Source organism: Aquitalea sp. FG25 (assembly GCF_057809375.1).
On record NZ_JBMDJV010000011.1, the window covers coordinates 131,972 to 145,571 of the forward strand.

Below are 13,600 nucleotides of genomic sequence, written 5' to 3' on the forward strand. Positions count from 1 at the left end.
TTTTAATCCGCCTTGAAATAATCAACTAACAACCCTTCCGGTATTTTTCCACCTTCCCGAATGACACATGACATCGCTGCGTGCGGCGTGCTAATCACGACATCGCCATTGCTAAGCCGGCTGCCCAAGATGGCGACACTTGAATAAGAACCGTCTTTATTTTTCAAACTCATTGCGCGCCCGGCCCCTGAAATAATTTCCGCCTCGCGTCCATCTGGATAAACGACTTTGTCGCCAACGGCTGCGATAAACCGACCTGCACAGAAAACGCCACGATCTTTTGCGACCACCATTCCACCATCTCGGGTTTTGGCTCCGTCGGTGATATAAAAAAACTGCGCGATGATCGGCTTTTTTTGCTCTTCGGCATACGCCTGCATTTGTTTTTCAATTTCGGCACGTGCACTTTCCGACATTTGACTGAGTTCTTCTTGCGTGAAGTTGTACATACTTAGTCCTTATTTATTTAAAAATCTCTCGGTCTTCTTGCTTTGTTGCCTTGGTAATAGCGCGCTATTTCTTCATACGCCACCTGCGACGATAGGACGCTTATGCGCGATGGCTGGAGTAACAGCACATGGTCACCAGGATTGCCACGGCAGGCTGCCAGCTGACTCTGGTATTACATTGGAATAGTCTGGACTTGCCACTGGCATTGCCATGACAAAGGCAAAGAAAAAGCCACCCGGATGGATGGCTTCGAGAATGAATACGACCGCAATGCGCTAATTAGTGCGCTGCTTCCCAGCTGTTGCCGGCGCCTACTTCCGCCAGCAGCGGCACCTTGAGTTGTGCCACACCGGCCATGATTTGCGGCAGTTTCTGTTTCACCAGTTCCAGCTCGGTATCCGGTACTTCCAGCACCAGTTCATCGTGTACCTGCATGATCAGCAGGCTGGACAGCTTTTGTGCATCCAGCCAGTTCTGTACGGCAATCATGGCCAGCTTGATCAGGTCGGCGGCGGTGCCTTGCATCGGTGCATTGATGGCGGCACGTTCGGCACCGGCGCGGCGGGCCGGATTGGACAGCTTGATTTCCGGCAGATACAGGCGGCGGCCAAACACGGTTTCCACATAGCCTTGCTCACGCGCGGTTTCGCGGGTGCGCTGCATGTAGTCGGCCACGCCGGGGTAGCGCATGAAGTAACGGTCGATGTATTGCTGGGCGGCGTTGCGTTCGATATCCAGCTGGGCCGCCAGGCCAAAGGCGCTCATGCCGTAGATCAGGCCGAAGTTGATGGCCTTGGCGGCGCGGCGCTGATCGCTGCTCACCTGCTCCAGTGTCACGCCGAATACTTCGGCGGCCGTGGCCTTGTGAATGTCTTCGCCACTGGCAAAAGCGGCCAGCATGCCTTCGTCGTCGGACAAATGCGCCATGATGCGCAGTTCGATTTGCGAATAGTCGGCACTGACAATGCGGTGGCCCGGTTTGGCGATAAAGGCCTCGCGCACGCGGCGGCCTTCGGCGGTACGCACCGGGATGTTTTGCAGGTTCGGGTCGGAACTGGCCAGCCGCCCGGTAATCGCCACCGCTTGCGAGTAATTGGTATGCACCCGGCCGGTGTCCGGGTTGATCAGCGTGGGCAGCTTGTCGGTATAGGTGGACTTTAGCTTGGTCAGGCTGCGGTATTGCAGGATGCACTTGGGCAGCGGGTAATCCAGCGCCAGCGCTTCCAGTACCGATTCGTCGGTGGAGAAACCACCGGACGGGGTTTTCTTGATGCCCTTGGTGGGAATGCCCAGCTTGCCGAACAGGATTTCCTGCAGCTGCTTGGGCGAATTCAGGTTGAAGGGCTGACCGGCCAACTCGTAAGCCTGGCTTTCCAGTTGCAGCATTTGCGTGCCCAGCTGATGGCTCTGCGCTGCCAGCTGGTCGCGGTCGATCAGCACGCCGTTGCGCTCCATGCGGAACAGTACTTCGGCTACCGGCAATTCGATGTCGCGGTAGATTTCACCCAGCTTGCCACTCAGTTGCGGGGCAAAGTACTGGTTCAGCCGCAGGGTGATGTCGGCATCTTCCGCCGCGTAATTGGCGGCAATCTCGATATCCACTTCGCCAAAGCCGATCTGCTTGGCACCCTTGCCGCAGATGTCTTCATAGCTGACCGTGGTTTCGCCCAGATGGCGCGCAGCCAGGTCGTCCATATTGTGGCGCTGGTGGCTTTCCAGCACGTAGGAGGCCAGCATGGAGTCGTCCGCCACCCCGGCCAGCCGGATGCCGTGATTGGCAAACACATGGCGGTCGTATTTCAGGTTCTGGCCACATTTGGGCTTGCTGGCGTCTTCCAGCCAGGGCTTGAGTTTGGCCAGCACGTCATCCAGCGCCAGTTGCTGCGGTACACCGGCATAGTGGTGGCCCAGTGGCAGGTAGGCTGCCTCGCCCGCCTGCAAGGCAAAGCTGATGCCGACAATACGGGCCTGCATCTGGTCCAGGCTGGTGGTTTCGGTGTCCAGCGACACCAGCGCACCGCTGCCCAGTTTGTCCAACCAGCCTTGCAGTGCGGCATCGTCCAGAATGGTGTGGTAATGGCGGCTGATGGCGCAGGCTGGCGGGGCAACCGGCGCAGGTGCGGGTGCCGCAGCAGCCATGGCGAACAGATCGTCAGTCTGGCCGACGCTGGCGGCAGGCACATCCAGCGGGGCCGGGCTGCTGACCGGCGCGTCTTCGCCTTCGGTCATTTCGCGGTAGAAGGTGCGGAAGCCGTGGTCCTTGAACAGCTCGGCCAGGCGCGGGCGGTCTTTCACCCCGTGCTGCAGGCTGTCGAGGCCGTAGGGCATGTCCGGCTGCAAATCGACATCGCACTTGATGGTGATCAGCTCATGGCCGCGCGGCAGCCAGTCCAGCGCGGCGCGCAGGTTTTCCCCCACTTTGCCGCCCACCTTGTCGGCATTGGCGATGATATTGTCCAGCGTGCCGTATTCCTCCAGCCATTTGACGGCGGTTTTGGGGCCGCACTTGTCCACGCCGGGGACGTTGTCCACCTTGTCGCCAATCAGGGTGAGGTAGTCGATGATGCGTTCGGGCGGCACGCCGAACTTCTCTTTCACCCCGGCCTGATCCAGATTTTCATTGGTCATGGTATTCACCAGCGACACCATCGGCGTCACCAGTTGGGCCATGTCCTTGTCGCCAGTGGAGATGATCACCTTGAAACCGGCGGCCTCGCCCATCTTCGCCAGCGTGCCGATCACATCATCGGCTTCCACCCCGTCCACCATCAGCATTGGCCAGCCTGAAGCTTGCACCACCTCGTGCACCGGCTTAATCTGTGCGGCCAGCTCTTCCGGCATGGAAGGCCGGTTGGCCTTGTATTCCGGGTATAACTCATCGCGGAAAGTCTTGCCTTTGGCGTCGAAAACGCAGGCGCTATAATCGAACTGCACCTCTTTCTCCAGCCGGCGCAGCATGTTGACCATGCCGTAAACCGCCCCGGTGGGCCGGCCATCCGGAGAACGCAAATCGGGCATCGCATGAAAGGCGCGATACAAGTAAGAAGAGCCGTCGATTAATAACAATGTTTTCATAGAAAAGGGGCGAATGATGAGCTTGTCCGATAAATTGCCGCAGACCAGTGATCGATACGACATGATGCAGCGCTTCCGCTCGCGCGAGGCGTGGCACGTGATGAAGATCATGTCGGAGTTTGTCGACTCAGCCGAAGAACTGCAAGGCATCACACCGGCAGTCAGCATCTTCGGCAGCGCCCGTACTCCGCGCGACCATCCCTATTATAAGCTCACCGAGGAAGTGGCCCGGCTTCTTTCTGATTCCGGTTTTTCGGTGATTTCCGGTGGCGGCCCCGGCATCATGGAAGCGGCCAACAAGGGCGCTTTTTATGGCAAGAGCCCATCCGTAGCGCTCAACATCGTACTGCCGCACGAGCAAAAGCCTAACGAATACCAGGATCTGTCGATCAAGTTCAACCACTTCTTCAGCCGCAAGGTGATGTTCGTCAAGCACGCCATTGCCTATGTGGTGATGCCAGGCGGCTTTGGCACGCTGGACGAGATGTTCGAGGCGCTGACGCTGATCCAGACCGGTAAGTCGCGGCCCATCCCCATCATCCTGTGCTGCAGTGAATTCTGGAGCGGCCTGATCGACTGGGTGAAAAATCATCTGGTAAAAGAAGGTATGATCAACCCTGACGACGTTAACCTGATCCAGCTGATCGACGAACCCGGCCAGATCGTGGAAACCATTTTCAAGCACTACGAAACCCGTGGCTTCGAGGCTCTGCCGGAAGAACGCGAAAAACTGCTCAACCTATAAGACATTTCACCAAGGACCATCCTCATGCGCCGCTTCCTTGCCCTGCTCGCCTTGCTGCCACTGTCGGCAGCCTGGGCCGAAACACCGCCGGCTCCCGCCACGGTACCGCCCCCGCCCACCATCTCGCAGGATGCCGCCGGCACGGCAGAGCCGGAAGTGCGCATCATCCAGCGCGGTGATGAAAAAATCGAGGAATACCGCCTCAATGGCCAGCTCTACATGGTAAAGGTCACCCCCAATGTGGGTTTCCCGTATTACCTGATGGATGAAGAGGGCAATGGCAGCATGAAGCAGGTAGACCCCAATCGCCGCATCATCATCCCGCAATGGGTTCTCAAGCGCTTCTGAGGAACAGGCATGTCGGTTTACACCACCGTCAGCGATGACATGATGCAAAGCTGGCTGAGCCGCTATGCGCTCGGCCAGCTGGTTGAGCTCAAGGGCATTGCCGCTGGCGTCACCAACACCAATTACTTTGTCACCACCACGCATGGTCGTTATGTTCTTACCATCTTCGAAACCCTGAAGCTGGAAGAACTGCCCTACTACCTGACCCTGATGAGCCACCTGGCGCGTCATGGTGTGGCCTGCCCGGCCCCGGTGGCCGACAACACCGACCAGTTTGCCTCGCTGCTGGCTGGCAAGCCCGCCTGTCTGGTGAGCTGCCTGTCCGGCGCCGACATCAGCCAGCCGTCTGCCATCCAGTGCCATGCGGTAGGCGAGATGCTGGCGCAGATGCACGTGGCCAGCGCCACCTTCCCGCGCAAGATGCGTAACCCGCGCGGCCCGCGCTGGTGGAGCAATACCGCCAGCGCCATGTACCCCTTCATGGCTGAAGCGGATGCAGCCAGCTTGCGCCAGGAAATCCAGTTCCAGGATCAGCACCGTTTCGATCACCTGCCCAGCGGCGTGATCCATGCCGATCTGTTCAAGGACAATGTGCTGATGGACGGTGACAAAATCGCCGGTTTCATCGACTTCTACTACGCCTGCAACGATATTCTGCTGTACGACGTGGCCATTGCCTTTAATGACTGGACCAGACTGGAAGACGGCAGCATCTGCCCGGAACGGGCCAGCGCTTTTCTGGCTGGCTACCAGTCAGTACGGGTGCTGACTGCGGACGAGAAAAAAGCCTGGCCGGTCATGCTGCGCGCTGCGGCCCTGCGCTTCTGGACTTCCCGCCTGCTGGATCTCTACCAGCCGATGGATGGTGAGCTGACCTACACCAAGGACCCCAAGGTGTTCCAGCATCTGGTGGAAGCCCATCGCCAGCGCAGCGATTTCTGGCTGTAAGCCCGCTGCTCGCCACCCCCTTACAGGCTGCTCGATGCAGCCTGTTTTTATTCAGCCGTACTGCGGTTAAACAGCGCCATGCCGCGCGTTTGCCCCTTGTGCTTGTGGGTGATGCGAAACAGGGTACGGTGCAAGGTGGGCAGCGGTGCCAGCACCGCGACAATCTGCCCGCTGTCCAATAACTCCTGCACCACATGCAAGGACAGGCAGCTCACGCCCAAGCCGGCAGCCACCGCCCGCTTGATGGCCTCGGAATGACCCATTTCCATCACCTCGCCAAAGCTGCCCACATGTGGCAGCAGCAGACGCTCCACTTCTTCCCGGGTACCTGAGCCGCTCTCGCGCAACACCCATTGCGCCTGTGCCAGCTGCGCCAGGCTCACCACGCCCTGTGCCAGCGGGTGACTGGCGGCGGCAAACACCAGCAAGGTATCGTCCCGCCACGGCTCCACCAGCAAGTCCGGATGATGGCAGGGGCCTTCGATAAAACCCATATCCACCTTGAAGCCTGCCACGGCATCGACGATATCCGCCGTATTGGCCACCATCAACTCCACCCGCGCCTGCGGCCTGGCCTGCCGGAAACGCGCAATCTGCTCCGGCAGCAGATAGTTGCCGATGGTGGTGCTGGCGCCCAGCCGCAGATGCAGGGCGGACTGATCGTCAAACAGCCGCTGCATGTCCTGCGCGGCATCCAGCATGGTGCGGGCGCGTGGCAGCAACAGCCGCCCATGCTCGTTCAGCAGCAGTCGGCGGCCAATGCGGTCGAACAAGGCAACGCCCAGACCGGCCTCCAGCGCCGCCAGTGCCTGACTGGCAGCCGATTGCGTCAGGGCAATCGCCGCCGCCGCCGCCGTGACCGTACCGGCCTCGGCAATGGCCGCAAAAACTTCCAGTTCACGCAGGCTTAGACGTAATGCCATGACCGTTTTCCTTGCATCGCCAGGCGGTGCAAAGCGCCGTTGGCGGTTCAATGTATTAATAATTCTAATTATTTGTAGAAATTTTATCCGTTTTTCAACTTTATTGCTGGCGCGTATGGTGAAGGCAACAGGGCAAACGCCCGCTTTACCGGAACACCATCATGCAATCCCTTACGCAAAAACTGCCCGGCCTGCTACTCGTTCTGCTACTGGCCGGGCTGGCCATGCTGGCCGCCAACTGGCCGCTATTCAGTCAATTAGGTTTGTCGGCGCTAACGCTGGCCATTGTCGGCGGCATGTTGCTGGGCAATACGCTGTATCCGCGCCTGGCCACGCACAGCCACCACGGCGTCACTTTTGCCAAGGGACAGATCCTGCGCCTGGGCATCATCTTGTTTGGCTTCAAACTGACGTTTCAGGACATTGCTGCAGTAGGCGTAACTGGCATCCTGATTGATGCCTGTGTGCTGACGTCCACCTTTGCGCTGGCTTACTGGCTGGGGCGGCGCAAGCTGGGGCTGGATGAGCACAGCGTCATCCTGATTGGCGCGGGCAGCTCGATTTGCGGTGCGGCCGCCATTCTGGCCACCGAGCCGGTGGTGAAGGCCCATGCCGAAAAAGTGGCCGTGGCGGTGGCTACGGTAGTAGTGTTCGGCACGCTGGCGATGTTTTTGTATCCGCTGCTGTTTTCGCTGACGCAGGCATTGGGCGTATCCGAATTTGCCTATGGCGTGTTTACCGGCTCCACCGTGCACGAGGTGGCACAGGCCGTGGCTGCCGGGCGGGCGGTCAGCGAGCAGGCGGCCAATAGCGCGGTGATTACCAAGATGATCCGGGTGATGATGCTGGCACCGTTTCTGGTCATCCTGTCGGCCTGGCTGGGCCGCCGTCACCAGTCCGGCAGCACCGAGGCACGCCCCATCACCATTCCGTGGTTTGCCCTGGGGTTTCTCGCCATGGCCGGTTTCAACTCACTGCACTGGCTGCCGCAAGCCTGGGTAGCCCAGCTGATTGCACTGGATAATCTGCTGCTGGCCATGGCCATGGGCGCATTGGGCCTCACCACCCACATCTCCGCCATCCGCCGCGCCGGAAGCAAACCCATGCTGCTGGCCAGCGCGCTGTTTGGCTGGCTGCTGGTGGGCGGCACGCTGATCAATAGCGGCGTCAGTTATCTGGTACACCTGATCTGAACGCCGCAGATCAACAGGCAAAAGAAAACCGCCCGGTAAGGGCGGTTTTCATATCGTTGACAACCACCCTTCTCGCTTTCTGAAAGGAAAGGGCGGGGGGATTGGGAATAGATGGGAAGGCTGCGGAAGAAATAACTTAGTCGAAAGGCCCGGCGTTGCCGGGTCCTGTGCAATCGAACCAGATTACTTTGTCAGCAGCCTGAAAACCGCCCGGAGTCGGGCGGTTTTTCTATGGCTGACCGGAAATCAGCAGGGGCACTTTTTCATCGACTTGCCACCGTAACGCTCGGATTGGCAATGGGCGAAAAAGGCCTCGCGGCTCATCACTGGCGCGTTAGGGCTGAAACGGCGGCGGCTGGCGACGTATTTGTCGTAATCCTTCACCCCCACCATCAGCCGCGCCGCTTCGGTCAGCTGACGCAACCACTCAGACATTGGCTTCTCCTTCGCGATAGGCCGCCGGTACTTCCTTGGTGGTAACCCACTTCACGGCCAGCGCCTTGCGGATGACATTGACGGAGAACACCAGCATGGCCACCACCACAGCAATAAACATGGCGGTCAGCGTGGCATCCACATAATCATTGAAGATGATCTGCTGCATCTGTGCCAGGCTTTTTGCCGGGGCCAGCATTTCACCCTTGGCCGCAGCAGCGGAGAACTTGTCGGCGTGGGCCAGGAAGCTGATTTTCGGGCTGGCATGGAACAGCTTCTGCCAACCGGCCACCAGGGTGACAATCAGCAGCCAGATGGTGGGAACTGCCGTTACCCACACATAGCGCAGCTTTTGCATCTTGATCAGCACCACAGTGGCCAGAATCAGCGCAATACCCGCCAGCATCTGGTTGGCAATGCCAAACAGCGGCCACAAGGTATTGATACCACCCAGCGGATCCACAACGCCCTGATACAGGAAGTAGCCCCAGCCAGCCACGGCCAGGCCGGTGGCCACCAGGTTGGCCACCCAGGATTCGGTATTGGCCATCGGCTTGATGAAGATGCCCAGCAAATCCTGAATCATGAAGCGCAGCACACGGGTACCGGCGTCGATGGTGGTGAGGATGAACAGCGCTTCAAACAGGATGGCAAAGTGGTACCAGAAAGCCATCATGGTTTTGCCGCCAATCACGCCGGACAGGATGTGCGCCATCCCCACCGCCAGGGTCGGCGCGCCACCGGCACGCGACAGAATGGTGGATTCGCCCACGTCCTTGGCCATTTGCGTCAGCACATCCGGGGTGATGACAAAGCCCCAGCCGGAAATCACCTGCGCTGCATCCACGGCGGTTTTGCCGATGACGGCAGCCGGGCTGTTCATGGCGAAGTACACGCCCGGGTCCAGCACGCAGGCGGCAATCAGCGCCATGATGGCGACAAAGCTTTCCATCAGCATGGCACCGTAGCCAATGGCACGGGCGTGGGTTTCGTTCTCGATCAGCTTGGGCGTGGTGCCGGAAGCCACCAGCGCATGGAAGCCGGATACCGAACCGCAGGCAATGGTGATGAACAGGAAGGGGAACAGATTACCGGCAAATACCGGGCCACTGCCGTCAATGAACTTGGTCAGCGCCGGCATGTGCAGGTTCGGTGCCACCACCAGAATACCGATGGCCAGGCCGAGGATGGTGCCGATCTTGAGGAAGGTGGACAGGTAGTCACGCGGAGCCAGCAGCAGCCATACCGGCAGTACCGAGGCAATGAAACCGTAGCCGATCAGGATCCACGCCAGCGTGGTGCCCTGGAAGGTGAACAGCGGCGCCAGCGTCGGGCTGTGGGCCACATCACCACCGTAAACAATGGCCAGCATCAGCAGAATGAAGCCGATAACCGAGATTTCACCAATCTTGCCCGGACGGATGAAGCGGGTGTACACCCCCATGAACAAGGCAATCGGAATGGTGCAGGCAATGGTGAATGTCCCCCACGGGCTGCCAGCCAGCGCCTTGACCACCACCAGCGCCAGTACCGCCAGCAGGATGATCATGATCATCAGGATGCCGATGGAAGCGATCACGCCAGGGATGGGGCCCAGCTCCAGGCGGATGATTTCGCCCAGCGACTTGCCATCGCGGCGCATGGACAAAAACAGCACCAGGAAATCCTGCACCGCCCCGGCCAGCATCACGCCGATCAGAATCCACAAGGTACCCGGCAGATAACCCATCTGCGCGGCCAGCACCGGGCCCACCAGCGGGCCAGCACCGGCAATGGCGGCAAAGTGGTGACCAAACACCACCCACTTGTTGGTGGGAACATAGTCCAGGCCGTCATTGTGCTTTTCTGCCGGGGTTAGCCGTTTGGCATCCAGCTCCAGCACGGTGTTGGCAATAAAACGGCTGTAGAAGCGGTAGGCGATGGAATACACCGACACGGCAGCCACTACCAGCCAGACCGCATTGACCGGCTCTCCTCGGTTCAATGCCACCACGGCAAAGGCGATGGCGCCCGCCAGGCCGACGGCAATCCAGATTGCCCATTCCTTTAAGCGTTGCATGTGATTTTCTCTGTCCTTGAATTAATCATGGGCCGACATCGGGACCGGCCTGAATGTGCATGGAAAACACGCGTTTCATTCTCTTCGCATGGATTCGGAATTACAAGCCATCTGCCAGGATGGTGATACTATTTCTCCCATTGTTTCTGGCAGATACCGCATGGCACCCCATATTCTCATCATCGAAGATGACATCCATCTCTCCCAACTGATTGCCGCCTACCTGACCAAGCATGGTTATCAGGTGAGCCAGCACGGTCGTGGCGACACCGCGGCCGATGTCATCCTGGATACCCGCCCCGACTTGGTGATCCTCGACGTCATGCTTCCCGGCAAGGAAGGGTTCGACGTCTGCCGCGAAGTGCGGCTGCGTTATCACGGTCGGATTCTCATCATGACCGCGCGGGATGAAGACGTAGATGAAATCCTGGGGCTGGAACTGGGAGCCGACGACTATCTGGCCAAACCGGTGGAACCGCGCCGACTGCTGGCACGGGTGCGCGCCCTGTTACGTCGCGGTGCCGCCGATGAGGGCAGCGGTGAAAACGAAGACAACGACGAACTGGTTTTCGGCCAGTTCACGATCAGCCAGGGTACCCGCGCCGCCTATCTGAGCGGCGAGGAAATGGAGCTGACCACGGCAGAGTTCGACCTGCTATGGCTGTTGGCCAGCCATGCCGGCCAGGTGTTGTCGCGTGATGACATCATGAACGAGCTGCGCGGCATCGGCTTTGACGGGCTGGACCGCTCCATCGATGCCCGCATCTCCCGGCTGCGCAAAAAACTGGGCGACAGCCCGGACTCTCCCACCCGCATCAAGACCGTACGCGGCAAGGGCTATCTGTTTTCACGTAGCGACTGGGAATGATGAAACTCGCCTCCTTGCGGCCAGACCGCAAACCACGGGCTGGCAAGGCATCGCTGGCCACGCTGTTTGCCCGCTATTTCATCATTGCCATGGCAGCAGAGCTGGCCATCATCATCGGGTTTGCCTTCATGCTGGGCAAGTTGTACCAGAACAGCGACAGCGAAAACGCCCGCCGCATGCTGGACGGCCCGGCCTCACTGCTGGTGCAAGAGCTGCAACGCGTTCCCGTGGCTGCCCGCGAACACGCCTTGCCGCAACTGGTCCGTCACTTCAGCTATCCGGTCAAGCTGATCTCCAGCTTGCCTGCCGACCTGGACCCGGAAAGCAAACAGAACTTCAGCAGCGGCAAAACCTATCTGGATTTCGACAACAACCTGCTCTACATCCCGCTGCCGGACGACAAGCGCATGCTGTTGCTCGGCCCGCTGGACGCCACCCCCAACAGCAACGACAGTGGCTGGATTACCGAGGACATCGAGGTATTGCTGTTGTGGATCGTATTCACCGGCAGCACGCTGGGCCTGCTGATGTACTTCTATTTGCGACCGATGTGGCGCGACCTGGTATCGGTACGCGATGCCGCCGAGCTGTTTGCCAATGGCGACTTCCACGTGCGTACCCCGCAGGCGCACAGCCGATTATTTGCCCCGCTGTCCACCGCCCTCAACAGCATGGCCGCCCGGCTGGAGCGGCTGCTGGAAATGCACCAGGCCATGAGCCATGCGGTGGCGCATGAAATCCGCACCCCCATTGCCCGCTTGCGTTTTGGCCTGACCATGCTGGAAGAAGAGGACGACGAAGACGAGCGCCGCCGTTACAGCGACGGCATGGAACGCGACATGCAGGAGCTGGAAGAACTGATTACCGCCAGCATGGAATACGCCAAGCTCAACCGGGGCGAAGCCATCCTGCAACGCGAACAAGTGGATCTGTACGACTGGTTCGACGACCTGATTGATCTGGTCCAGCCGCTCAAGCCAGCGGGCATCCGCCTCACCATGGACTGCGCACGCGGCCAGGCCACCTTTGACCGCAAGCTGATTTACGTGGCCAGCCGCAACCTGCTGCTCAACGCCTTCAAATATGCCCAGCACCAGGTACACCTGATTGTGGAGCGCCAGGGCACCATGCTGGAAATCCAGGTGGATGACGATGGGCATGGCATCCCGGAAACCGACCGTGAACGTATCTTCGAACCCTTCCGCCGACTGGACCGCAGCCGTGACCGCGCCACCGGCGGTTATGGCCTGGGCTTGTCCTATGTGCGGCTGATTGCCGAACACCACGGTGGCAGTGCCTTTGCCGGCACCAGCCCCTTGGGCGGAGCCCGACTGACCTTGCGCATTGCATTGAGCTGACCGCCATGGGGTCACAGCTCGTCACAAAGCGCGGACACGAAGCCGACAGACCCGCACTGCGTAACACCACATACTGCAGGCTGTTTATTTTTCAGTATGTGGAATTGCCATGCGCTCTCCCCGACCTGCTGCCCTGCTGATCCACGGGCTTGGTGGAACTGTCTACGACCTGGGCTCGCTGGGTCGCACCCTGGAAGATGTCGGCATCGTCACCCATGCACCGCTGCTACCCGGGCATGGCACGGTACCAGCCGATCTGCTGGACATTGCTTGGACCGAATGGATAGACAGCATGCGGGCGGAATACCGGGCGCTGAAACAACGCCATGGCGTGGTCCATCTGGCCGGGGTTTGTCTGGGTGCACTGGTGGCACTGGAAGTGGCGCGGCTGGAAAATCATCAGGACAAGCTGGCACTGTATGCACCGCCGCTGTTTCTGGATGGCTGGAGCCTGCCGCGTCTGACCTGGCTGCGCCCGCTGGGCTATATCCTGCCAGGCATGGCACGCCGCATGCGCATTCCGGAAGCCGAGCCCTTCGGCATCAAAAACCCGCGCATCCGCAAGCTGATCCAGCAGCGCTTTGAGCGTGGCGAGCGTTTTCACTACCCCTATGTCCCCTTGGCCTGTATTCGCGAAGTCGACAAGCTGCGCCGCCAGCTCATGCCACGCCTGGGGCAGATCACCTGCCCGACGCTGATTGTGCATGCCGATGAAGACGACATCACCAGCCCGCGCTCGGCGCACCATCTGCAAAAACATCTGGGCGGACCGGTGGACTTCATGCCGCTGTCGGACAGCTATCACATGATTCTGGTGGATAACGAACGCATGGCCGTACTGGCACGCAGCGTGGACTTCTTCCAGGCGCGCCCGGCACCACGCAAGGACACCAGCCGCGCTACCGCCAGCCAGTGGCCGGCAGACGCCGTCACCGCCTGAATCCGCCAGCGCATCCCGACAGGGCCGCCACGCCATCGCGTGGCGGCCCTGTTGTCATTCCGGCGGCCCAAGTTCCAGCGCTTCATCATTCGCAACAAAGTCCGGCGCTTTGTCACCCACCGTCACCAAGCCGGCACAGCGCGGGCACACAGGCAGGACGCTAGCCGCACAGTACTGCATGCTGGCTCTGGCACACTGTGTTGCATGCAGACGGCCTTGCCGCAGACACCCCCGAGCCTGCGACAAGTCTCTTGCTTT

12 protein-coding genes are annotated in these 13,600 nt (G+C 59.8%); 7 read left to right on the forward strand and 5 right to left on the reverse strand.

Translation table 11 applies throughout. From position 1 onward, the window contains the following. Positions 1 to 2 precede the first annotated feature (2 nt). Together ACODR9_RS11775 and polA are read right to left on the reverse strand one after the other, a co-directional pair. Positions 3 to 449 (reverse strand): PAAR domain-containing protein, encoded by a 447-nt coding sequence (locus ACODR9_RS11775; RefSeq protein WP_488809468.1) that lies wholly within the window; start codon positions 447 to 449, stop codon positions 3 to 5. 280 nt (positions 450 to 729) lie between these two features. After that, positions 730 to 3,468, reverse strand: coding sequence for a DNA polymerase I (gene polA, locus ACODR9_RS11780; protein ID WP_488809469.1), 2,739 nt, complete (start codon positions 3,466 to 3,468; stop codon positions 730 to 732). A 73-nt stretch (positions 3,469 to 3,541) separates the two neighbouring features. Between polA and ACODR9_RS11785 the strand changes: the two genes are divergently transcribed. From ACODR9_RS11785 to ACODR9_RS11795, 3 genes are read left to right on the forward strand one after another with little or no spacing between them, the layout of a single operon-like run. Continuing rightward, entirely contained in the window at positions 3,542 to 4,270 is a 729-nt protein-coding gene (locus tag ACODR9_RS11785; protein WP_059285725.1) for an LOG family protein, read from the forward strand. A gap of 24 nt (positions 4,271 to 4,294) precedes the next feature. After that, entirely contained in the window at positions 4,295 to 4,618 is a 324-nt protein-coding gene (locus ACODR9_RS11790) for a DUF2782 domain-containing protein (protein WP_488809470.1), read from the forward strand. 9 nt (positions 4,619 to 4,627) lie between these two features. Further along, complete coding sequence (locus tag ACODR9_RS11795; protein ID WP_488809471.1) at positions 4,628 to 5,566, forward strand: homoserine kinase; 939 nt, start codon at positions 4,628 to 4,630, stop codon at positions 5,564 to 5,566. 47 nt (positions 5,567 to 5,613) lie between these two features. Here the strand turns inward: ACODR9_RS11795 and ACODR9_RS11800 are convergent, their stop codons facing one another. Then, positions 5,614 to 6,489: a LysR family transcriptional regulator gene (locus ACODR9_RS11800; protein WP_488809472.1), complete on the reverse strand. Its 876-nt coding sequence runs from the start codon at positions 6,487 to 6,489 to the stop codon at positions 5,614 to 5,616. 161 nt (positions 6,490 to 6,650) lie between these two features. Between ACODR9_RS11800 and ACODR9_RS11805 the strand changes: the two genes are divergently transcribed. Next, positions 6,651 to 7,682, forward strand: a complete 1,032-nt coding sequence (locus tag ACODR9_RS11805) for a YeiH family protein (RefSeq protein ID WP_488809473.1) — start codon at positions 6,651 to 6,653, stop codon at positions 7,680 to 7,682. Between the two features lie 246 nt (positions 7,683 to 7,928). Here the strand turns inward: ACODR9_RS11805 and ACODR9_RS11810 are convergent, their stop codons facing one another. Continuing rightward, positions 7,929 to 8,117 (reverse strand): YbdD/YjiX family protein, encoded by a 189-nt coding sequence (locus ACODR9_RS11810; RefSeq protein WP_089083650.1) that lies wholly within the window; start codon positions 8,115 to 8,117, stop codon positions 7,929 to 7,931. Beyond that, positions 8,110 to 10,176: a carbon starvation CstA family protein gene (locus ACODR9_RS11815; RefSeq protein WP_488809474.1), complete on the reverse strand. Its 2,067-nt coding sequence runs from the start codon at positions 10,174 to 10,176 to the stop codon at positions 8,110 to 8,112. Before ACODR9_RS11815 ends, ACODR9_RS11810 begins: the two co-directional genes overlap by 8 nt. Positions 10,177 to 10,336: 160 nt before the next feature. Between ACODR9_RS11815 and ACODR9_RS11820 the strand changes: the two genes are divergently transcribed. The 3 genes from ACODR9_RS11820 to ACODR9_RS11830 all read left to right on the forward strand — a co-directional run bounded on the left by ACODR9_RS11820 (position 10,337) and on the right by ACODR9_RS11830 (position 13,342). Further along, the gene (locus tag ACODR9_RS11820; RefSeq protein WP_488809475.1) at positions 10,337 to 11,044 is read left to right on the forward strand and encodes a winged helix-turn-helix domain-containing protein; all 708 of its coding nucleotides are present in this window, start codon (positions 10,337 to 10,339) and stop codon (positions 11,042 to 11,044) included. Continuing rightward, positions 11,041 to 12,402, forward strand: a complete 1,362-nt coding sequence (locus ACODR9_RS11825; protein ID WP_488809476.1) for an ATP-binding protein — start codon at positions 11,041 to 11,043, stop codon at positions 12,400 to 12,402. The genes ACODR9_RS11820 and ACODR9_RS11825 overlap by 4 nt, the downstream gene beginning before the upstream one ends. Before the next feature lie 109 nt (positions 12,403 to 12,511). Further along, positions 12,512 to 13,342: an alpha/beta hydrolase gene (locus ACODR9_RS11830; RefSeq protein ID WP_488809477.1), complete on the forward strand. Its 831-nt coding sequence runs from the start codon at positions 12,512 to 12,514 to the stop codon at positions 13,340 to 13,342. Positions 13,343 to 13,600 lie beyond the last annotated feature (258 nt).